The sequence below is a fragment of the Chromobacterium haemolyticum genome, from assembly GCF_002081825.1.
Classification (GTDB): domain Bacteria; phylum Pseudomonadota; class Gammaproteobacteria; order Burkholderiales; family Chromobacteriaceae; genus Chromobacterium; species Chromobacterium fluminis.
In genome coordinates this window covers 16,370-36,308 of sequence record NZ_MUKU01000040.1, presented here as the reverse complement: position 1 = coordinate 36,308, position 19,939 = coordinate 16,370, and the positions used below count along the sequence as shown (strand labels likewise).

Annotated in this window: 21 protein-coding genes; 6 read left to right on the top strand and 15 right to left on the bottom strand. The window is 64.2% G+C overall.

Translation table 11 applies throughout. The annotated features are described in order from the left end of the window. Positions 1–14 precede the first annotated feature (14 nt). Positions 15–788 carry a 3-oxoacyl-ACP reductase FabG gene (gene fabG / locus B0T39_RS21095; protein WP_081550150.1) on the top strand — a complete coding sequence of 258 codons (774 nt, stop codon included), beginning with the start codon at positions 15–17 and terminating at the stop codon, positions 786–788. Here fabG and B0T39_RS21090 read toward each other — a convergent pair. From B0T39_RS21090 to B0T39_RS21065, 6 genes are read right to left on the bottom strand one after another with little or no spacing between them, the layout of a single operon-like run. After that, the gene (locus B0T39_RS21090; protein WP_081550148.1) at positions 785–1,216 is read right to left on the bottom strand and encodes a GNAT family N-acetyltransferase; all 432 of its coding nucleotides are present in this window, start codon (positions 1,214–1,216) and stop codon (positions 785–787) included. The two genes, fabG and B0T39_RS21090, sit on opposite strands and share 4 nt — an antisense overlap. Beyond that, the gene (locus tag B0T39_RS21085) at positions 1,213–2,136 is read right to left on the bottom strand and encodes an EamA family transporter (RefSeq protein WP_081550146.1); all 924 of its coding nucleotides are present in this window, start codon (positions 2,134–2,136) and stop codon (positions 1,213–1,215) included. Before B0T39_RS21085 ends, B0T39_RS21090 begins: the two co-directional genes overlap by 4 nt. Further along, positions 2,133–3,410 carry a class-III pyridoxal-phosphate-dependent aminotransferase gene (locus tag B0T39_RS21080; RefSeq protein WP_081550144.1) on the bottom strand — a complete coding sequence of 426 codons (1,278 nt, stop codon included), beginning with the start codon at positions 3,408–3,410 and terminating at the stop codon, positions 2,133–2,135. The genes B0T39_RS21085 and B0T39_RS21080 overlap by 4 nt, the downstream gene beginning before the upstream one ends. Continuing rightward, the gene (locus tag B0T39_RS21075; protein ID WP_081550142.1) at positions 3,394–4,884 is read right to left on the bottom strand and encodes a hypothetical protein; all 1,491 of its coding nucleotides are present in this window, start codon (positions 4,882–4,884) and stop codon (positions 3,394–3,396) included. The genes B0T39_RS21080 and B0T39_RS21075 overlap by 17 nt, the downstream gene beginning before the upstream one ends. Before the next feature lie 42 nt (positions 4,885–4,926). Continuing rightward, positions 4,927–5,928 (bottom strand): hypothetical protein, encoded by a 1,002-nt coding sequence (locus B0T39_RS21070; RefSeq protein WP_081550140.1) that lies wholly within the window; start codon positions 5,926–5,928, stop codon positions 4,927–4,929. A 9-nt stretch (positions 5,929–5,937) separates the two neighbouring features. Then, complete coding sequence (locus B0T39_RS21065) at positions 5,938–6,927, bottom strand: iron-containing redox enzyme family protein (protein ID WP_081550138.1); 990 nt, start codon at positions 6,925–6,927, stop codon at positions 5,938–5,940. A 597-nt stretch (positions 6,928–7,524) separates the two neighbouring features. Between B0T39_RS21065 and B0T39_RS21060 the strand changes: the two genes are divergently transcribed. Next, positions 7,525–9,114, top strand: coding sequence for an ABC transporter substrate-binding protein (locus B0T39_RS21060; protein WP_439896898.1), 1,590 nt, complete (start codon positions 7,525–7,527; stop codon positions 9,112–9,114). 51 nt (positions 9,115–9,165) lie between these two features. Here B0T39_RS21060 and B0T39_RS21055 read toward each other — a convergent pair whose 3' ends face one another. Beyond that, positions 9,166–9,639 (bottom strand): hypothetical protein, encoded by a 474-nt coding sequence (locus tag B0T39_RS21055; protein WP_081550134.1) that lies wholly within the window; start codon positions 9,637–9,639, stop codon positions 9,166–9,168. Positions 9,640–10,085: 446 nt separating this feature from the next. Between B0T39_RS21055 and B0T39_RS21050 the strand changes: the two genes are divergently transcribed. Both B0T39_RS21050 and B0T39_RS21045 read left to right on the top strand, forming a co-directional pair. Beyond that, positions 10,086–10,358, top strand: a complete 273-nt coding sequence (locus B0T39_RS21050) for a hypothetical protein (protein WP_081550132.1) — start codon at positions 10,086–10,088, stop codon at positions 10,356–10,358. A 31-nt stretch (positions 10,359–10,389) separates the two neighbouring features. Further along, on the top strand, positions 10,390–10,689 hold the full coding sequence (locus B0T39_RS21045; protein WP_081550130.1) for a DUF1484 family protein: 300 nt from the start codon (positions 10,390–10,392) through the stop codon (positions 10,687–10,689). Positions 10,690–10,745: 56 nt separating this feature from the next. Here B0T39_RS21045 and B0T39_RS21040 read toward each other — a convergent pair whose 3' ends face one another. Further along, on the bottom strand, positions 10,746–11,756 hold the full coding sequence (locus B0T39_RS21040) for an arginine deiminase-related protein (RefSeq protein ID WP_081550128.1): 1,011 nt from the start codon (positions 11,754–11,756) through the stop codon (positions 10,746–10,748). A 103-nt stretch (positions 11,757–11,859) separates the two neighbouring features. Continuing rightward, positions 11,860–12,975, bottom strand: a complete 1,116-nt coding sequence (locus tag B0T39_RS21035) for a succinylglutamate desuccinylase/aspartoacylase family protein (RefSeq protein ID WP_081550126.1) — start codon at positions 12,973–12,975, stop codon at positions 11,860–11,862. Positions 12,976–13,095: 120 nt separating this feature from the next. Here B0T39_RS21035 and B0T39_RS21030 point away from each other — a divergent pair, with 120 nt between their 5' ends. Continuing rightward, positions 13,096–13,569 (top strand): Lrp/AsnC family transcriptional regulator, encoded by a 474-nt coding sequence (locus B0T39_RS21030; RefSeq protein WP_081550124.1) that lies wholly within the window; start codon positions 13,096–13,098, stop codon positions 13,567–13,569. Here the strand turns inward: B0T39_RS21030 and B0T39_RS21025 are convergent. The 4 genes from B0T39_RS21025 to B0T39_RS21010 form a co-directional block, all read right to left on the bottom strand. After that, positions 13,561–14,289, bottom strand: coding sequence for an ABC transporter permease (locus B0T39_RS21025; protein ID WP_081550122.1), 729 nt, complete (start codon positions 14,287–14,289; stop codon positions 13,561–13,563). The genes B0T39_RS21030 and B0T39_RS21025 overlap by 9 nt on opposite strands. A 10-nt stretch (positions 14,290–14,299) precedes the next feature. Next, a complete protein-coding gene (locus tag B0T39_RS21020; protein WP_081550120.1) occupies positions 14,300–14,974 on the bottom strand; it encodes an ABC transporter permease in 675 nt (224 codons plus the stop codon). A 199-nt stretch (positions 14,975–15,173) separates the two neighbouring features. After that, on the bottom strand, positions 15,174–15,932 hold the full coding sequence (locus B0T39_RS21015; protein ID WP_081550118.1) for a transporter substrate-binding domain-containing protein: 759 nt from the start codon (positions 15,930–15,932) through the stop codon (positions 15,174–15,176). A gap of 244 nt (positions 15,933–16,176) precedes the next feature. After that, positions 16,177–16,938: a dimethylarginine dimethylaminohydrolase family protein gene (locus B0T39_RS21010; RefSeq protein WP_081550116.1), complete on the bottom strand. Its 762-nt coding sequence runs from the start codon at positions 16,936–16,938 to the stop codon at positions 16,177–16,179. Positions 16,939–17,216: 278 nt separating this feature from the next. Between B0T39_RS21010 and B0T39_RS21005 the strand changes: the two genes are divergently transcribed. Beyond that, positions 17,217–18,125: an aspartyl/asparaginyl beta-hydroxylase domain-containing protein gene (locus B0T39_RS21005; RefSeq protein WP_217806305.1), complete on the top strand. Its 909-nt coding sequence runs from the start codon at positions 17,217–17,219 to the stop codon at positions 18,123–18,125. A gap of 6 nt (positions 18,126–18,131) precedes the next feature. Here B0T39_RS21005 and B0T39_RS21000 read toward each other — a convergent pair whose 3' ends face one another. Then, a complete protein-coding gene (locus B0T39_RS21000; protein ID WP_081550114.1) occupies positions 18,132–19,115 on the bottom strand; it encodes an amidohydrolase family protein in 984 nt (327 codons plus the stop codon). 246 nt (positions 19,116–19,361) lie between these two features. Next, positions 19,362–19,925 carry a 3-hydroxyanthranilate 3,4-dioxygenase gene (locus B0T39_RS20995; RefSeq protein WP_081550112.1) on the bottom strand — a complete coding sequence of 188 codons (564 nt, stop codon included), beginning with the start codon at positions 19,923–19,925 and terminating at the stop codon, positions 19,362–19,364. Positions 19,926–19,939 lie beyond the last annotated feature (14 nt).

Below are 19,939 nucleotides of genomic sequence, written 5' to 3'. Positions count from 1 at the left end.
CAAGGAGATTCATCATGTTGACCCCGCTCAAGGACAAAAGCGTACTCATCACCGGCGGCACCGCCGGCATCGGTCTGGGCCTGGCCCGGGCCTTCGCCCGAGCCGGCGCGCGCGTGGCCATTAGCGGCCGCAGCCGGGACAAGCTGGACGCCGCGCTGGCCCGCCTGCGCGCCGAAGGCCTGAACGCGTCCGGCCATATTGCCGACGTGGGCCGGCCCGAGGATGTCGCCCGCCTGATGGCGGACACCGCGACGCAAAACGGCTTGGACGTGCTGTGCTGCAATGCAGGCGTGTTCCCGTCCGCGCCGCTGGAGAGCATGAGCGCGGAGGAGTGGGACCAGGTGCAGCACACCAATGTGCGCGGCAACTTCCTCTGCGTGCAGGCGGCGCTGCCCTACCTGCGCCAGGCCGAATACGGCCGCGTCATCCTGACCTCCTCCATCACCGGTCCCGTCACCGGCTACGCCGGCTGGAGCCATTACGGCGCCAGCAAGGCGGCGCAACTGGGCTTCATGCGCAGCGCGGCCCTGGAACTGGCGCGCGACAACATCACCATCAACGCGGTGCTGCCGGGCAATGTGCTGACCGAGGGATTGCGCGAGCTGGGAGAGGACTACCTGGACAAGATGGCCGCGGCGGTGCCGCTGCGGCGGCTGGGCAGCGTCGACGACATCGCCAACGCCGCTTTGTTCTTCGCCAGCAAAGAGGCGGGGTTCATTACCGGCCAGACCCTGATCGTCGACGGCGGCCAGGTCTTGCCGGAGTCTCTGGACGCGCTGGCCGGCTAGCCCTGATAGACATCCGGCCGGTGCAACTCCATATAGCGCTCGGGATGCTCCAGCGCGGCGAAGCCGAACGGCCGGTAAACCTCGTGGGCGTTGGAGGTCACCAGCACGATGCGCCGCAGCCGGGCCAAGGCCGGCTCGGCGGCGACGCGCCGCATCAGCTGCCGGGCGTAGCCGCGGCCGCGATGTTCCGGCGTCACGAACACATCGCACAGATAGCCGAAGGTGGCCATATCGGTCACCACGCGGGCAAAGCCCACCTGCCGGCCGTCCAGGTAGGCGCCGAAGCACAGCGAGCCGGCGATCGCCTGCTCCACCGTGGCGCGCGGAATGCCCTTCGCCCAGGGGGCGTGATCATGCAGAAAGGCGTGGATCAGCGCTACGTCCAGCCTGTGCTTGTCGGTGGAGATGTCCAGTTCCGGCTTTCTCATCGCGGCGCGGCTCCCTTGCCAGGCTGAACCCGCGCCGCCAGCCAGGCGCGCGCGGCGTCCAGCTTGCCGGCGTAAGTGTTCAGCGCCAGCGCCGCCACGATCAAGGCCGACGCAACGATGCTGAGCGCGTCGTAGCGCTCGTTCAGGATCAGATAGCCGCCCAGCAGGCCGAACACCGGGCTGAGCAGCGAAAACGGCGCCACCAGCGTGGCCGGATACAGGCTGAGCAGTTTGCCCCAACTGCCCAGCGCGAACAGCGTGCCGATCAAGGCCAGGAACAACAGCGCCAGCGTGGCGGTCCAGCCGAAGCCGGCCAACGCGGCCCAAGCCGCCGCCGGGCCGCCCTCCAGCGCGAAGGACAGCAGCAGCAGAGGCAGCGGCGGCACCAGGCTCATCCATACGGTGAAGGCGAACATGTCCACTTTGCCGGCCCGCTTGAGCTCCACATTGCCCCAGGCGAAGCCGGCCGAGCCGATCAAAGCCAGCGCCAGCGGCAGCAAGGGCAAGGCGTCATGATAACGAACGTAACCCAATAGCAGCACGCCTAGCAGCGCCAGCGCCATCACCGCCTTTTGCAGCCGGGATCGCGTCTCGCCCAACAACAGGCTGGCCAGCAGCAAAGTGATGAACACCTGCAACTGGGCCAGCACCGACACGATGCCGGCCGGCATGCCCAGCTTGATGGCGGAGAACAGACAGGCGAACTGGATCACACCCAGACACAGCCCGGCGCGCAAATACCAGCGCCAGGGCAAGGACGGCCGCGAAAACCACCAGGCCCCGGCGGCGAACACCACCACGAAGCGCAAGGCCGCCAGCAAGAGCGGCGGGCACTCGGTCAAGCCTATCTTCACCACGATGAAGCTGAGGCCCCAGATGGCCGCCACCAGCACCGCCAGCAATACGTGTCCTATCTTCATGATGTCGTCGCCTCTTGCTCCAGCGCGGCGATCGCGCGCCGGCAAGCTTCCTGGAAAAAATCCAACTCCGTCTCCGCCACGTTCAGCGGCGGCAGCAAGCGCAGCGCGGCGGCGTCGTGCGCCGCCGGCGCCGTCAGCACGCCCTCTTGCAGCAATTGCAACCACAGCAGGCCGGCCGCGCCCTCGCCCAGCCGGTCTTGCGCCGCCGGGCCGGCGCGCAGCGCCAGCATCAGCCCCACGCCCTCCAGCTCAAAGCCCTCCAGCCCGGCTTCGCGCCAGCGTCGCCGCAAGGCTTCGCCGCGCTCCCGCGCCCGCGCCGGTGCGTCCAACTGGCGCAGCAGGCTCAGCATGCGCAGTCCGCAGCTCAGCGCCAGCCGGTTGCCCCCAAAGGTGGAACCGTGGATCTTGGCGCAGCCGGGCCGGGCAAACACCGCCTGGTAAATATCTTCGCGAAACAACAGCGCCGACACCGGCAGCACGCCGCCGCTCAGGCCCTTGGCCGCAATCAGCACATCCGGCGCCGGCGCGCTCAGCGCCTGGTAAGCGAACCAGGCGCCGCAGCGGCCCAGGCCGGACAAAGCCTCGTCGTAAATCAGCCGCGCGCCGTGGCGGCGGCATAGCTCCGCCAGTTCCGACAAGGCTTCGCCGCGCCAAGCGCGCGCCCCGGCGCTGCCCTGCACCGGCTCCAACAGCACCGCGGCCACGTCGCCGCGCGCCAACTCGGCCGCCGCCGCGGCCAGATCGCCCCAGGGCAGCACCGCGCAGTCCTCGCGCCGCGGCAGCCCCTGCCGCCAGAAATCGCTGCCCGCCAGGCTGGTGGCTTCCAGCGTCAGGCCGTGGAAACCGCCGTCGAAACTCAGCGCGCGCCGGCGGCCGCTGGCCATGCGCGCCAGCTTCAGCGCGCCCTCCACCGCCTCGGCGCCGGTACTGGCGAACAGAACCTTGCCGTCGATGAAGCCGGCCTGCGCCAGCAGCTCCGCCGCCAGATCGCCGGCCAAGCCGGAAAACCCCAGCGGGTGGAGATTGGGCGCGGGATCGAACAGATCTTCGGCCAGGCCGGCCAACAAGGCTTGCGGACGATGGCCCAATACCGCCGCGCCGTAGCCGGCAACGAAGTCCAGCCAGCGCCGGCCGTCCTCCAGCCGCAGCCAGCAGCCCTCCGCCTCCAGCGGCCGGGCGTCCAGCCCGCATTGCCTCAACACGTCCAACCAAGCTGGATTGACGCTGGCCGCGTAAGCCGTTTGCGTCGCCTCGCTCTCAGCCGGCGACGGCATAGCTGTCCAGCGAGCAAACGGCCAGTTGCGGCTGCGGACCGTAAAAATCCGCCACCTGGTCCATCGCCCGCAGATTGAGCTCCAGCAGATACGCCAGATTGGCCAGCGCGCGCTGCTGCGTCTGCGGCGACAAGGCGCTGATTTCGCGGAAGAACAACCGCGACAACGCGGCGTGGTTGAGCTCGACGTTGAGATCGTCGTGGCGCTTGGCCACGCGCTGGTAGTCGGCGCGAAACTCCACCAGCGATTCCAGGCGCTCGTGCACCGGATTGTCCACGCCCAGCATGCCCTCGGTCACCATGATGGAGCTCAGATAACCGATCGGATCGTAGCGGCCCAGCACGGTGAAGGCGTCGACATAGGCCTGAAACAACGGCAAGGGCAAGGCCTGGTCCAGCCAGGCCGGCGGCACCCCCAAGGCTTCGCAGGTGGCGCGCTCGTAGACCTCGTGGCCCAGTTCTTCTTGGAAGTAACGGTAAACGCGTTGCTTCAGCGGGGTGCGCAGCCGCTTGGTCATCAACGGCGCGATGATTTCGACGAAGCGCTGAGTGACGTGGTATTGCTCGATGAACAAGCCTTGCACCAAGGGGCCGAAGCCGGCGTCCTCGGCGTTCACCCGGCTTACGTAGCGCGATTCGCCCAGTTGGGCCAGGCCGTCTAGCGCGAACTGCTCGGCTCGGCGCATGAAGTTGACGCCGCTGTCCACCGTGGATGCCGGCTCGCGGCTGAGCAGCCTACGCCGCGCCTGAGGCTTGGGCGCCAGCAGCAGCAAGTCCGCCAGGCACAGCAAATAGGCTTCCAGATGCGCCGGGCAGTAGAAGCCGTCGCTGGCGGGGTCTTCCTCCGCGCGAGCCTCCCGGCGGCTGAGCCCGACAAAGCCGGCGCCGTCGGCAAAGCCGTTGAGCACCCGCCGCCACAGCGTCAGCGCCTGCGGGAGGTTGTCGGCCAGATACAGCTTTTGCAGGTAGAAGGTTTGCAGCGCGAAATTGTCACGCCACTCCGGCGCGCCCACATCGTCAATGCAAAAAGCGTCGGCCCGCGGCGCCGGCTCATCCAACAAGCGCAGCATGCTCAGCACCACCGGCGCGTAAGCGCCGCGCGCGTCCGCGGCGGTGGCCGCCAACATTTTGTCGACGCAGCGCCGGATCAAGGCATCCCACTGCCTGCGTTGCCGCGCCAGCGCCGCCGGGTCCGCCGGCGCGTCGCGGATCAGCGACAAGGCGTCCAGCTGTTCCGCCAGCGACAGCTGCCAGGACGGCGCCGAACCGGCGTGGATGTCGAACCAGATCTCCGCGTCCGGATTGGCCATGGCCAGCACGCTGTCCAGCACCCGGCCGCCGTCCACGCCGGAGAACTGGATTTCATACTCCTTGGCGTCCGCCGCCAGCACCACGGTCTGGCCGTCGTCGGCCAGGTGAGCGCTGAAGGGCACTAGGTGGGGCGCGCGATAATGGGTGACTTGCCAGGCTTCCATCGTTCTCTCCTTGGCTGCCGTCTCGAGGACTACTGCGGGGGATTACAAATAGAGCCGCGGCATCAAGGCATCCGGCCGGCTGTAGTAATCGACGATTTCCTCGTCCTGCAACGCCATGGTTTCTATGGTCAGCACCAGGTTTTTCTCCACCACCAGCTGCTCCTCGCGGCTGATGGCGCTGACGTCCTGCAGCAGTTCGGAGGTGATGTCGTCGTGCCCCAGCGTGTCGTTGAGGTAGGCGTGGCGCAGCAGCGGCTCCCAAAAGCCCTTGTCCAGTCCGGCGCGCTCGCAACAGCGCACCAACGCGCGGTTGAACTCGTCGCCGGGCATTTCGAACAGAAACAACACACTCTTGAACGACAACAAATGCTGACGCGCGAACACGCCCAGCGCCGCGCACAAGGCGAAGGTGGACGGCAGCGGCTGCAGGTGGTCCAGCCCTTCCACCTCCATGTCCACGCTGGCCAGGCTCTCGGCCAGCATCTGATCGTGATCCAGCTCCGATACCAGGAAGCGCTGGATGCTGCGCTGGTTCTGCCGGCTGTCCGCGTGCGACAGCGCCGAAGCGATCAGGCCCGGCGCCGCGCGCACCAGGAAGTAATACTCCAGCGCGTAACCGATCAACACATTGCGCGGCGCGCTGCCGTCGGACAACATGCCGTACAGCCGGGAGTGGCCGCGCTTGCGCATCGCCCTCTGCGCCAGGTTGCGCAGCCGGGTGTTGAATTCGCAGCCGGACAGCGCGTCGTCCGGCAATTCAAAGCTGGCCTCGGTCACCAGGCCCAGGCGGTCCAGCTCTTCCAGCAGGCCGGGAATCGTCCCCGCCAGCTCGGGGTGCGCGGCGCGCAAGGCCGACATGCTGGCCGGCGCGCGCTGCAGATCGTCCAGCAGGGCGAGCAATTGCAGACGGCCTTCGTCGGCCACTTGCAAATCGCAGGACTGTTCGCGGTACAGCAAGGCTACGCCGCCGTCCTGCTGCTGGATTTCCACCCCGGGCCGCAGCGCCGGAAAGCGGAACAGATCATGGGTGCCGGGTCCGTGCATATTGCCTCCTCAGTAATGCTCGATGCGGCGCAGCAAGGTGTCAGCGTGCAGATAATGCCGCCAGACCGCGCTGTAGAAAGCGTCGTAAAGTTCGACGAACAAATGGGTTTGCGCCAACAAGCGCCGCGCCGTCTCCTGGTCCACCACCGGAATCTGCGCGAAGATCTTGCGGGTCAGGCTGCCGTGCTCGCCCTTCAGATTGATGTCCGAGTGCGCCTTCACCGGGCGCAGAAATTCCGCGTCCACGCCCAGGCGGTAGGCGGCGTCCAGGAAGGAGTCCTGACGGATGTCCTTGCCCTCCAGAATGCCCAACGTGGTGAAGAAGAACAGCGGATCATTGTGCGACCAATACGCCAGCGCATTGCACAGCGCCATGGTTTGCGGCAAGGGCACGGTGTGCGCCAGGTCCTCGCGGCTGACGCCGATGCGGTTCAAGGCCTGCAACAGCAGCTCGTCGTGGCCGTATTCCTCGGCGAAGAAAGCGTTCATCGCCAGCCGCACCTGAGTATTGGGCACATAGGACAGCACCGGCGCGTCGAAATAGCTTTCGCGGAACAAAAAGTGATAGTTCTCTATCACCATGCCGTGGAACACCCGCTCCGGAATATCGCCCGGCTGGCTGGCGTTTTGACAGTGGGTCCAGAACGGATTGCGGTACAGCGTCTGGTACAGCAGGCGGTTGGACAGGTCCTCCACCTCCAGCAGCACCTCCAGCCCGGTCTTGCCGCGGGCCGGCGCCAGCGGACGGATGACGCCGTAGTTTTCCAGGCTGACCAGCAGGCGCCGCACCTCGTCGGCGGATTGCCGCGGCAGGATGCGCTCCGCGTCCAACTGGCTGCAGCCCCGCGCCAGCCGCTCCATCAGCGCGCTGACCTCCTCCGCGTTGGCTAGGCCGGCGGAAATCTCCAACTCCTCGTCGCCGGCGGTCTTGACCACCAGCGGCGTCTGCGAAATCACATCGCCGTTCAGGCAAAAACGAAGATCGGACGGATGGGACACGAGGACGTCTCCTCTTAAAGATGAGCGCGGCCGCCGGCAAGCCGGCGGCGCGGAATCCGGATCGGTCAGGGCTTTGCGCCTGAAACGGCAGCCCCGCCATACCCGATTACAAGTGAACCGGTACCAGGACCGGACGCGGATTGCGGGGTTTGACCACGACCACCGCTTCTTGCGTGCTGGCTTGCATTTGGCTCTCCTTGGCTTAAGAGAAAACAAAAACGCCCTGTTGCAGGCAACCCTATCTTATGCCTGCCGCTGCGCCTCAGAAACGGCAAAAAACTGACACAAATAACTGTTTTTAAATGCCATTTGTAAAATAAGGCGACTGTATTGAAACGGCGCATTGCGAATACGGCCGCGGCCGCACCGCAGCGCACGATTGACGCAGGGCGAACAATCTATATGCTGGCAAGGTCTTCCATTCCCTCCTCCGCCGCCCGTCCCTGCGTTGAATGTCACCCAAACGCATGCCGGTTCGCCAAACCGCGGGAATTGGACAGATGGACAAATAGAAAGCCCTCAAGGGCCTGCCAAGCACTCTTGAAGAAGGCGCTCGCCGCCCTTCATCGCTCTGCAAATAGGGAAATAGAAATGAAAATGATCCAACCGCAACTGTTGGCCGCGGCCTGCTGCGCCGCTTTCGCCGTATCCGTTCAGGCCGCCGGCACCCTGGTTTACTGTGCCGAAGCCAGCCCGGACGGCTTCGACTCCGCCCAGTTCACCTCCGGCACCACCTTCGATGCCGCCGGCCACGCCATCTTCGACCGCCTGGTGGGTTTTGAAAAAGGCTCGACCAAGGCCATTCCCAGCCTGGCCACCTCCTGGAGCGCCTCGCCGGACGGCAAGATCTACACCTTCAAGCTGCGCCAGGGCGTGAAGTTCCACACCACCGACTATTTCAAGCCGACACGCGACTTCAACGCCGACGACGTGGTGTTCACCTTCATGCGCATGTTCGACAAGAGCCACCCCTTCCGCAAAGCCTACAACACGGAATTCCCCTACGCGGTGGACACCGGCCTGGCCAGCAACGTCAGCGCGGTGGAAAAAGTGGACGCGCAAACGGTGCGCTTCGTGCTGAAGGCGCCGGACGCCGACCTGGCGATCAAGATCGCCATGCCCTTCGCCTCCATCCTGTCCGCGGAATACGCCGACCAACTGCTCAAGGCCGGCCGCGCCGCCGACATCAACCAAAAGCCGGTGGGCACCGGTCCCTTCATCTTCAAGCGCTACCAGAAAGACGCGCAGATCCGCTACGCCGGCAACAAAGCGTATTGGGACAAGGGCGCGGTCAAGGTGGACAATCTGGTGTTCGCCATCGCCACCGATCCCTCGGTGCGCTACCAGAAGATGAAAGCCGGCGAGTGCCAGATCATGTCCTACCCGCGCCCCAGCGATCTGGCGGTGATGAAGACCGACCCCAAGCTGAAGATGCTGACCGCGCCCGGCTTCAATATTGGCTACCTCAGCTACAACATGGACAAGCCGCAGCTGAAAAAACGCGAGGTGCGTCAAGCGCTGGACATGGCGATCAACCGCCAGGCCATTATAGACGCGGTCTACCAGGGCCAGGGCCAGGCCGCCAGCAACCCCTTCCCGTCCTCGCTATGGTCCTACAACAAGAGCCTGAAGAACGCTCCCTACAATGTGGCCGCAGCCAAGGCGCTGCTGGCCAAGGCCGGCTATCCCAACGGCTTCGAGCTCAGTCTGTGGGCGATGCCGGTGCAACGGCCGTACAACCCCAACGCCAAACTGATGGCGGAGATGATCCAGTCCGACTGGGCCAAGATAGGCGTCAAGGCCAAGATTGTGTCCTATGAATGGGGCGAATACCTGAAGCGGATGAAGCGCGGCGAACACGACGCCGGCCTGATGGGCTGGACCGGCGACTACGCCAGCCCGGACAACTTCCTGGGCGTGCTGCTCAGCTGCGAGGCGGTAAACGGCTCCAACTACTCGCGCTACTGCGACAAGGAGTTCGACACGCTCGTGGTCAAGGCGCGCACCCTGAACGATCAGGCCGAACGCGCCAAGCTGTACTCGCAGGCGCAAACCCTTTTCAAACGCGACCTGCCGTGGACCACCATCGCCCACTCCATCGTCAACCAGCCGATGCGCAAGGAAGTGAACGGCTTCAAGATCAGCCCGTTCGGCGATTACGAGTTTACCGGCGTCAGCGTCAAGTAAGCCTCTACAGGGCGCCGCCCAGCGGCGCCCTAAAACCCATCTAGGCCACGCTTACATGCCGGCCGCTGCCAGCAACTCCAATAGCGTCAAACCGCTCAACTGCATCATCACGGCGATGATGGCGATCAATACCGCAAGCAGCGCCAGCGCGAACAAGAGTCCAATGCCGGCGGCTCGCCATTTGGAAAACACCGAGCCACCGCTTGCGCCGTGCGCGGCCAGCGCCGTCTCAAAACGTTGCTTGGCCAGCATTTGCATGACCACCGTCTGCGCAACGGTAAAAACCATGCCGGGCACGCTGTCGGGCAAAACCAGGCTAAGCGCCAGCATCGCAAACAGCAGGCCGACACCCAAACCCCATACCTTCTTCAACTGATCGCGCTGCCCCAGCATCTTGCAGTTTTCCGCCATCAGCCAAGCGCCGGCCAAGCTGGAGCCAATAAAAGTTGCAATCGCGACCGCTGCCGGACTGTTCAATTTATATGTCGGCGCAGTGTGGTCAGCGGTGAAGCCAATATCCGTCATGTCTTTCCCTATTAAAAAATGACGAGGATATTAACAGTTTCTTGGCTACGCCGTGGCGGCACATGCCAAGCAAGCGTGATTTGAGCTGGGCACTCGATACGCGAATCCCTCTGCTCATCGAAGGCAAGCACTGCCACGCTTCCAACCTCAACACTCCACACCACCATCAGCTTGACGCTCCACCCCCGCCTCAGTACCCTTTGTGTCGCGCAGCGCCCAATCACGCCGCGCAGGGTTTGGAAGCCCAAAACTCTGGATCGCAGACTCATTTGTGTCAGCTTTGGCACAAGCACGTCTGCTGCCACGCTGTGCCCATTCGGATAGGCCGTGGCAGGGAGTTCCTCGTGAACTACCGGTCTTTGATCTAGAGTACCGGTCTTCCAACCTTGTCACGCGCCTGTCCAAGCATCGCCGGACAGGTTTCCAACGCTGACTTGGAGACCGCAATGACTCCCTTTTCCCCCTCGACTTTTGCCAAACCACCCCCAGCCGCCCAACTGCGCCAGCTGTCCCAAACCCTTGACGCTTGCGCGCTGGCCTTGAACGGCTTCTCCCAATTACGGTCCACTCTGACCGCGATCCAAGCCCAAACCACGCCCTCCTCCCATCAGCATCTATTGGCCTGCCTGTCCATCGAGGTGCTGGACAACTACGCCGCCCAGCTGAAGCACATCAACGCCACGGCCCAAAGCGAACAGCAGAGCCTGTCCCCAACGTAATGGCGCATGCCAAAGTGGAAGGAGAATAGCGATGGAACGCCACTTACCCGTGATAGAGGAATTGAAGCAACTGAATCAGGATTTGCTCAACGCCCAAGCCGACCAGGCCCTCTTGTCCCATCTGGGCCGGCAGTGCGCGGAGATGGACGCCTGTCTGCTGCAAAGCCAGATAGAGCTGCGCGCCGCTCATATCGGCTTGCAAGCCATTCTGACCCTGCTGCAACGCCGCGATGAGCCGCTGCTGTTCAGCAGCGATGAAGCGGTGGCGCTGCTGGAGCCAGTGCAGCAGCGCCTCCTCCATGGCTTGAGCTGCCTGGACCGTTTGGTATAAGCCCTCGCTCCCGCACGGCCAGCGCAGAGCCTTGCTGGCCGTTGCCGGGGCCGCCGCTAGCGGACGCGCGGCAGGAACAACTCGGCCAGCATGCAGCGGCAGCTGCCGCCGCCCACCGCCTCTATGGTGGGAATGGGATTGACCACCGGCTGCCCGTGGCGCTCCAGCGTTCTTTGCTGCGCCGGCGTGAAGCCGTTCCAGGCCTGCTCGGACATCGCGATCAGCGGCTGGCCGCCGGCGCCGCGCAGTTGCAGGATATTGCCGCAGAAGCTGCGCTCCATCTGGGCCAGGCTGATGTCTATCACCTCGTGATGCTCGCCCAGCGCGCTCAGCACTTGCCGCCGCTGCTCCGGCCGATGCAGGCTTTCGGAACAGATCACCGCGAAGCCCTCGCCCACGCTCATCATCACATTGCTGTGGTAGATGGGGACGCCGCGGCTGTCCACGGTGTCGAACAGGTGTACCGCCTCCAGACCGCGCCGGCGCGCGTAACGGTAGAGCGCGCCCGGGTGGCAGCGCTGTGAGCGCGCCGCGTACACGCGCTTGCGCGGATGATCGAACACCATCACCCCGGTGCCCTCCAGAATCAACTCCTCTTCCAGCGGATGGCCGGCCCACACCACTTGCTCCACGTCGTAACCATGGCTCAGCAGCAATTGGCATAACTCTTCCACTCGCCGCTCGCGACGGCGGTTCAGCGTGTGCATCGGATAGACGTGCAGACTGCCGTCGGCGCTGGTGGTGAACCAGTTGTTGGGGAACACCGCGTCCGGCGTCGGATAGCCGTCCGGGCTTTTCTCCAGCACCAGCACTTCGACGCCGTGATCGCGCAGCCGCTGCGCCATGGCGTCGAATTCCGCCAGCGCCCGCGCGGTGACCTGAGCCGCCGGCAGTTGCAGCCGGTGCTGGAACACGTTGTCTGCCCCGGTTTGTTCGTTGAAGGCGAAGTCGTAAGGGCGCACCATCACGACGGCGCGGGCCAGTTGGCCTTGTCTGGCGCGGAGCCAGAGCGGCTCTAGGTTTTCTTGCGGCGGCGCGTCTGCGGCGGCGATAGCTTGGGCTTGCATGGTAGGCGACTCTTGGGTGGGTGGTTGCATGGCCGCCCGCGGGCGGCAAATCATTCTACTGACAGTACGCGTTCCGGCCATGCCGGAAACATGACGCTAACGTTCAAGCAAGCGACACGCGCGCGCTGGCGTCTGCCCGACCCAGAATGCGGCACAATTCCATGCCGGCCTGGGCGTAGCGCAGCGGGTGGCTGACGTAGAGCAGGCCCGCCGCCGGGCTGAGCACCGTCGTGACGCGGTTTTCCAGCGGGTCTATCAGTTCCAGCAGCGCTTGGCCGCGCTTGACCTCCGCCCCAACCCCGCAATGACGCAGCACCAGGCCGGGCGTGGGCGCGCTCACGCTGGCCATGCCGCGCCAGGTCCACGGCTCGGGTACCGGCGGCGGCAAAGCGGGCGCGCCGCCGCCGATGTGGCCCCGGAGTTGCAAATAGGCGTACAGCGCCTCCGCGTCCCGCCGCGCCTGACCGTGATCCAGGTCGCCTTGCCCGCGCAGCTCCACCGTGGCCGCCACGCAGCCTAGCGGCAGCGGACGCGCCGGCCCCAGTTCGCCGGCCAGCCGCCACCAACTCTGGCCGCAGGACTCCTCAAAAGTCGTGCCGCCCGGCTCCTCATTCAGCACCACCGCGGCCACGCCCAGATAGCGCGCCAGCGGCTCCAACGCCGGCCAGAACGGCGCGTCGGCGTATAAATGCAGCAGCGCCTGGCTGTCGCAATGCAGGTCCAGCACCAGATCGCTGTCCAGCGCCAGCCGGCTCAGTTCCAGACGCAAGGCCTCCAGTTCCGTGACCGGCGTTTGCGCGTCCAGCGCGGCGCGCATCCGGGCGCGCACCGTTCGCAGATTGGCGTCGGCGTCGTCGCCAAGGCCGGCCTCCAGGCCGGCGTGCAGCAGCGGGTGGAAATCAGTGAAACGACGATTGAAGTTTTCGCCGCTGCGCAGTTCGAAACGCCCCGGCTGCTGTAGCAACAGGGCCTGGGCCAGGCCGATGGGATTGGCCGCCGGCACCAGCACGATTTCGCCGCGCAGCAGGCCGGCCGCTTCGGCCTGGTCCAGCAGCCGGCGCAGATGGTGAATCACCAGCATGCCGGGCAGCTCGTCGGCGTGCAGGCTGGCCTGCAAATAAGCCTTGGGCCCGTCGCCGCGCCGGCCGTAGTGCAGACTCAGTAGTTCGCGCCGCATGCCTATGCTGGCCTGCGGCAAAACCCGGCTGACGATTTCCATAAAGCGCCCTCCCTTTCCATGTCATTGAAATATCAAAACCACGCTGGACGCGCCGCCTTGACACCACCGCTTGCCAAGGCTCAAATCAGCGGACAGCCCCACCCCATCCCGAAGCCCGCCATGAATGAGAAGAAACCCAGCCTGGACCGTATAGACCTGAAAATCCTCGCCGCCCTGCAAGAAGACGGCCGCATGTCCTTTCAACGGCTGTCCGAGCAGGTCAACCTGACACCGCGCCCCTGCCTGGAGCGCGTTCGCCGGCTGGAAAAAGCCGGCGTAATCCGCGGCTACCGCGCCGTGGTGCAATGGCCGGCGCCGGTTTACCCCGTCATTGTGGCGGCCCAGGTGGCGCTGGCCGATCACGCCTTGTCGCAACAAGCCTTCATCAAGGAGCTGCAGCGCAGCGAGGCCGTGCTGGATGCCTGGCTGGTGGCGGGCAGCTTCGATTTTCAGGTGCGCATCGGCTGCCGCGACATCCAGCAATACCGCGAGCTGGCCGAACAATGGCTGGCCAGCTCCGCCTTCAAGATCGACAAGATCATCACCATCACCGAACTGCAGGAGATCAAGCGCAGCGCCGGCCCTCTAGGCTGAGCGCGGCTGCAGAAATTTCAGCCAGCGCCGCTCCGCCTGGCGGAAGCTCGCCAGCAGCGCGAAGGTGCAGCCCAGGTAGATCGCCGCCGCCATCAGGAAGGGGAAAAACGGCGCGTAAGTGGCCGCGTACAAGGCGCGCGCCACGCCGGTGACGTCCAGCAACGTCACCGTGGACGATAAGGCGGTGGCGTGCAGCAGAAACACCATTTCATTGCTGAGCACCGGAATCGCGCGCCGTAGCGCGCCGGGCAGCACGATGCGGCGTATGACCCGCGCCCGCGACATGCCGAAGGCCTCCGCCGCCATGATTTCCTCCCGCGGATAGGCGGCGAGCGCGCCGGCCAGAATCTCCTGGGCGTAGGCCGCGGTGTTCAACACATAAGCGAGCACGGCGCAGAAGGTGGCATCGCGAAACAGCAGCCAGAACGGGTCTTCCGCCTGCCAGCCGTCTATCACCCAACTGAATTGCGACACGCCGTAGTAGATCAGCATCAGCTGCATGAACAAGGGCGTGCCGCGAAAGAAATAACTGAACGCGGCCACCGCCCATCGCAACGGCGCCGGGCCGTAGACCCTGAGCAAGGCCAGCAGCACCGCCAACAGCATGCCCAAGCCGCCGGAGATCAAAAACAGCTTTGCGGTGACCGCCAGGCCGCTCCATTGGCCGCCGTCTCCCCATAGATAGCCAGGCAAAGCGCCCAGGATTTCGTCGAGCGTCATGGTTTTCCTCTCAGAGCAAGCCGCGGCTGTAGCGCAGCCCCAGCCAGCGGAACACGCCGCCGGAAGCGGCGGTGAACAGCAAATAGACCAGGCAGACCAGGAAGTAGAACAGGAAAGGCATCTGGGTGGCGCGGCCGGCCTGCTCCGCGAGCCAGGCCATGTCTTCCAGGCCGATCAACGACACCAGCGCCGCCGACTTCATCAACGCCAGCCAGTTGTTGTTGATGCCGGGCAAGGCGTGGCGCAGCATCTGCGGAAACAGGATGTGCCGGAACAACTGCCACGGCCGCATGCCGTAAGCGACGCCGGCCTCCAACTGGCCACGCGGTACCGCCAGGAAGGCGCTGCGGAAAGTTTCGGTGTAATAAGCGCCGAAAATGAAGCCTATGGTCAGCACTCCCGCCAGGAATTTGTCGAACTCCACCGCAGGCAATCCCAACGCCGCCAGCAACAGATTGCAAACCTTCTCGCCGCCGTAGAACAGCAGCAACATCATCACCAGTTCCGGAATGCCGCGAATCACCGTGGTGTAGGCGATGGACGCCGCGCGCAGCCAGCGCGGACCAAACAGCTTGACGCAGGCGTTGGCGAGGCCGAACAGCAGCGCCAACCCCAGCGCGGCCAGCGCCACGCGCAGGCTGAGCCAGGCCCCGGTCAGCAACAGGGGCAAATAGGACGCCACCATGCGTCGTCCTCCTTGTGAAACGGCCGGCGGGCGCCGGCCGGGGAAACGGACGTATGCAAGCTGTGCAAAGCCTAGCGAGCAAAGGCGAGACAAGGCGAAGACTGCGAACAACGCGGGATGTCCGTTTGGTACATGAGCATTTCGAAGCAGTAATCCCCGTAGCAAGTCTCACGAAGCGCCGCAGACTTTGAACACGTTCTTAGTGGTAAATATCGAAGCCGAAGTATTTCTTGCGCACGCCTTCGTACACCCCGTTGGCGCGGATGGCGGCGATGGCGCGGTTGATCGCCGCCTTCAGTTCCGGATCGCTCTTGCGCACCGCGATGGCCACAGGGATGGATTCGCCCAGTTTGGAGCCGGCGAAAGCGAACTGCTTGCCGCGCTCGGTGCGTAGAAAGCTGGTTTCGGCCTGGATATTGTCCTGCAAGGCGGCGTCGATTCGGCCGGAGGCCAGGTCCAGATAGACGTTGTCCTGATTGGCGTAGGTAACAATCTTCACCTTGCCGCCGCCCCAGTTGGCCTTGGCGTACTGCTCGTGCACCGAGCCGGACTGCACGCCCACGGTCTTGCCGGCCAGCGACTGCGGCGTGGGCCGCAACGGGCTGCCTTTGCGCGCCACCAGCTGAGAGGCGGACGCGTAGTATTTGTCGCTGAAGTCCACCTGTTTTTGCCGCTCCGCCGTCACATTCAGCGAGGCAATGACGGCGTCGAATTTATTGGCGTTGAGTGCGGCTATCATGCTGTCGAACGGCTGCTTGACGAAGACGCAGCGGGCCTTGAGTTCGGCGCAGACGGCTTTGGCGATGTCCGGATCGAAACCGGTGATCTCTCCGTTGGGCGCCAGCACGTCGAACGGCGGGTAGCCGCCGTCCACGCCCCAGCGGATCTGCTTGATGTCCTTGGCCAGTACAGGGCCTGCGCTTAGCGCCAGCAAAAGCGCGATATGGATGGTTCTCATCTTTTTCTCCTTATGAAGCCTGTTCATGGCCGGCTGCGCGTCGGCGGCAGGTTCTGAATCTCCCCGGCTCTGCGGCCGGTGGCGAATAAAACAGCGCTGCTTTTAGAACGTGTTTACGATCTCGCGAGCTAGAGCGAGACAAGGCGTTGCGGCTGAAAAAGCGGAGTGTACATACGGTACATGAGCATTTTGAAGCCGATTTCAACGCCGTATCGCCAACGCGCAGCAGATCGTAAACAGGTTCTTAGAAACGCAGGGACATGCAGGTCAAGCCCCCATCCATCTTGCGGATTTCGCTGGTGTCGGTCTCGATGATGGGCAGGCCCAGCGTCTTCAGCTTGCGCAGCGTGTCCGGGTAAGCACTTGGCGTGATCAGGGTATCGTTGATCCACAAGGTGTTGCCGGCGTATTCCTCTTCCTTAGCCAGCACGATCTGCTGATAACCGCGGAATACCGGATCGTCGGCGCGGTCCTCGGACAGAATCAGCGTGTTGCGGCCCACGTAATTGACGATGGACTTCAGATGCAGGCCGGCGCTGACTTCCACCGCGGTGACGACATAACCGAACTTTTCCACCGCGGCGGCGAACTGGCTGATCCCGGCCTCGTTGGTGCGGCTGGTCAGGCCGACGAAGAAACGCTTGTCTATCATCAAGACATCGCCGCCGTCCATGCGCGCGTCGCCGTCCATCCACACCGCGTGGCGGAAGCGGGACACCAAGGGCGCAATGCTGCTCACCTCGCCACGGCGGGCCGGCGCGCCGGGTTGGGTGATCACCGCCAGCTCCGGCATCAATACCGCAGTGTCTTCAACGAAATGGGCGTCGGGGAAGTCGGGCTGGGCCGGCAAGGTGCTGACGGTCAAGCCCAGGCGCAGCAGAATGTCCACGTAATCGCGAAATTGGGAGCGAGTCAGCGCCGGGTCCGGCGCGCCGATGTTGGCGGTAGTCAAACCGCCGGCCACGGTGTCGGCAGGCAGGCGGGTGATCGCATGGGTGAAATGCATGGGCAGGCTCCTTGATCAGGCGGCCCAGCAACCGAATGGTTGATGGGGACGGCGCGGGGCCGTTCTCGCTCGAACCATTCTAGGCAGCGCCCTGGGCGCGCGTCGGTCGTATAGGGCGACGGCGACAGCCGGTTTCGGCTGTTTTGGAGCGGAGGGCAGCCGCTTTGCGCGGCAGCCGCCAAGCCCAGCCACATCCTACTCAACTAAACCAATGGACAGTCGTTTAAATCCGGAATTTGTTTGAAATTAAGCATATTATTTCAAGGACTAGCCCAAAAATGCCGTATATCAAACTTTCCATCCTTCTTCTTTTTGCGTTTTGTACCGTCTACATCCATTATCGCGGCCGTCAACGCTTGGGCTTCTGGCGGCAATTGACAGACCACTCCACCTTCATGGCGCCCATCAACTGCTTTTGCTACCTGTTCTCCACCCTGCCCGCGCGCCCCTATTTGCCGTTGCAGCGCTTTCCGGAACTACAGACGTTGAGCGACAACTGGCAACGCATTCGCGCCGAGGCGCTGGCCTTGTCCGACGATGGCGCGATCAAGGCGTCCGATCGTTACGACGACCTGGGCTTCAATTCCTTTTTCAAGACCGGCTGGAAGCGCTTCTATCTCAAGTGGTACGACCAGCCTCACCCGTCCGCGGCCAAGCTGTGCCCGTACACGACCGCGCTGCTGCAAAGCATTCCCTCGGTGAAGGCGGCGATGTTCGCCAGCTTGCCGCCGGGCAGCCGGCTGGTTCGCCACCGCGATCCCTTCGCCGGTTCAGTGCGCTTCCATTTGGGCCTGTCCACGCCGCAAAACGAGGCCTGCTACATCGAGGTGGACGGCGAACGCTACAGCTGGCGCGACGGCGAGGCGGTGATGTTCGACGAAACCTATCTACACCACGCGGAAAACGCCACCACTGAGCAGCGCATCATCCTGTTCTGCGATATCGAGCGCCCAATGCGCTTCCGGCTTGCGGCCTGGGGAAACCGCCTGATCAGCCGCCTGCTGCTGGGCGCCGCCAGCTCCCCCAACCAGGACGGAGACCGTACCGGCGCGCTCAATCGTCTGTTCCGCTATGTGCAGGCGGTGCGGCTGTTCGGCAAGCGCATCAAGGCGCAGAGCCGCCTTGGCTATTACGCGCTGAAATGGCTGTTGTTCGGCGGCTTGTTGCTGGGCTGGCTGCTGAGTTGAGCCGCGCTATAGATTGAAGAAGGCCCGCGCGTTGCCGGCCAGCAGCCGCTGGCGGTCCTCCTCGTCCGTCACCGTGTCGCGGATCAGGCCACCCACCATCTGTTCGCCCAGGGGAAACGGCGCGTCCGAGCCCAACATCACCCGCTCCGCGCCCATGGTGGAGATCAATAGCCGCAACGCGCCGGGATCGAACACCGCTGAGTCCACGTAAAAGCGGTCCAGATAGCTGGACGGCCGCCGCGGGCAGTCTTCGCGCACGATGTCCCGCTGCTCCCAGGCGTTATCCACCCGTCCCAACAGATAGGCGAAACTGCCGCCGCCGTGGGCGAAGCAGATTTTCAGGCTGGCCGGCAGCCGTTCGAAAGCGCCGGACAGGATGAGCGACAGGATGGCCAGCTGGGTTTCCGCCGGCATCGACACCAGCCAGGGCAGCATCCAGCGCTTCATCCTCTCACCGGCGCCCATCATGTCCCATGGGTGCACCAAGAGCGGGATGTTCTCGGCGGCACAATGGCCCAGAAACGTCAGCAGGCCCTCGTCGTCCAGATCCCGCTCGCCGACGTGGTTGCCGATCTGCACGCCGATGTGACCGGCGTCGCAAGCGCGGCTGGCTTCGCGGCAGGCGGCGTCGATATCCTGCAAGGGCACTTGCGCCAGGACTTTCAAACGCCGCGGCGCAACGGCGGCCATCTCCAGCGCGCGGTCGTTCATCAGTTGCGCCCAAGGCAAGGCGCGTTCTATCGACGCGGCGTAGGCGAACATCACCGGCGTCGCGCACATGATCTGCGTATCGACTCCCTGCTCGTCCAGCCAGGCCAGCCGGCGCGCGCCGTCCCACAGCGCATCGTGCACCGGCCGGAACGGCTGGTCGCCTACCATGATCTGCCCGTTGCGACCGGAGGTTTCCAGCCAGGGCCCGCGCCGCGGGTCCAGCCGGGCCGCCTCGGCCTGGCTGATCCGCGGAAAAAAATGGGAGTGGATGTCTATCATGGCGGCGTTTCTCTAGTTAACGGCGTTTCTTCAAGAACCTGTTTAAGGCTCGCGAGCTAAAGCGAAACAAGGCGTTTTCAACGCCCATTTCAATCCATCCCGCTGAAGCGCAGCAGGAATGAAGAGCCGCTGACAAAACTCAGTTTTACGGCTGAGGCAAGGCGCGCCGACGCAGACAGTGCAATGAGTACGACAAGTCGGGGCAACGCAGCATCAGGGAGTTTGTTAGCGGGTCTAAACAGGTTCTCAATGGTTGGACCGCTGCCTCAGTCCATGCCAGGCGGCGTAATCCTTGCCTGGGTGCACGGTGCCGCAATGGCGGCAACGGCGTTCGTCCTCGCTCCGCGCGTAAAACAGCTGATAAGCCTTGGGCAAGTCGTCCACCAGGCTTTCCAGCTGCTTGGAGAAGCGCCAGACCTCAGTGGCGCAAACCGGACAGTACCATTGCAGGCTGTCGTGCTCGCCGGCCGGCCGCGGCTTCTCCACCAACAGGCACAGGCCGGGTTCCGGCCGTTGCGGCGAGTGGATGACATGGGCCGGCAGCAGGAAGGCGTCGCCCTCGCGCAGCTCGATGCGGTCGAAACGCCCGCGGTCCCAGATCTCCAGATAGGCGTTGCCCTGGATCTGGTAGAAGATTTCCTCGGTGGGGTTGTCGTGAAAATCGGTGCGGGTATTCGGCCCGCCCACCATATTGATGATGTAGTCGCCGTCCGGCCAGATAGCTGCGTTGCATACTGGCGGCTTAAGTCGGCTTTGATTTCCTTGCGCCCAATCCAACAGATTGAGAGGCATGCCGTATTGCAATTCCATTGCGCTTCCTTCCC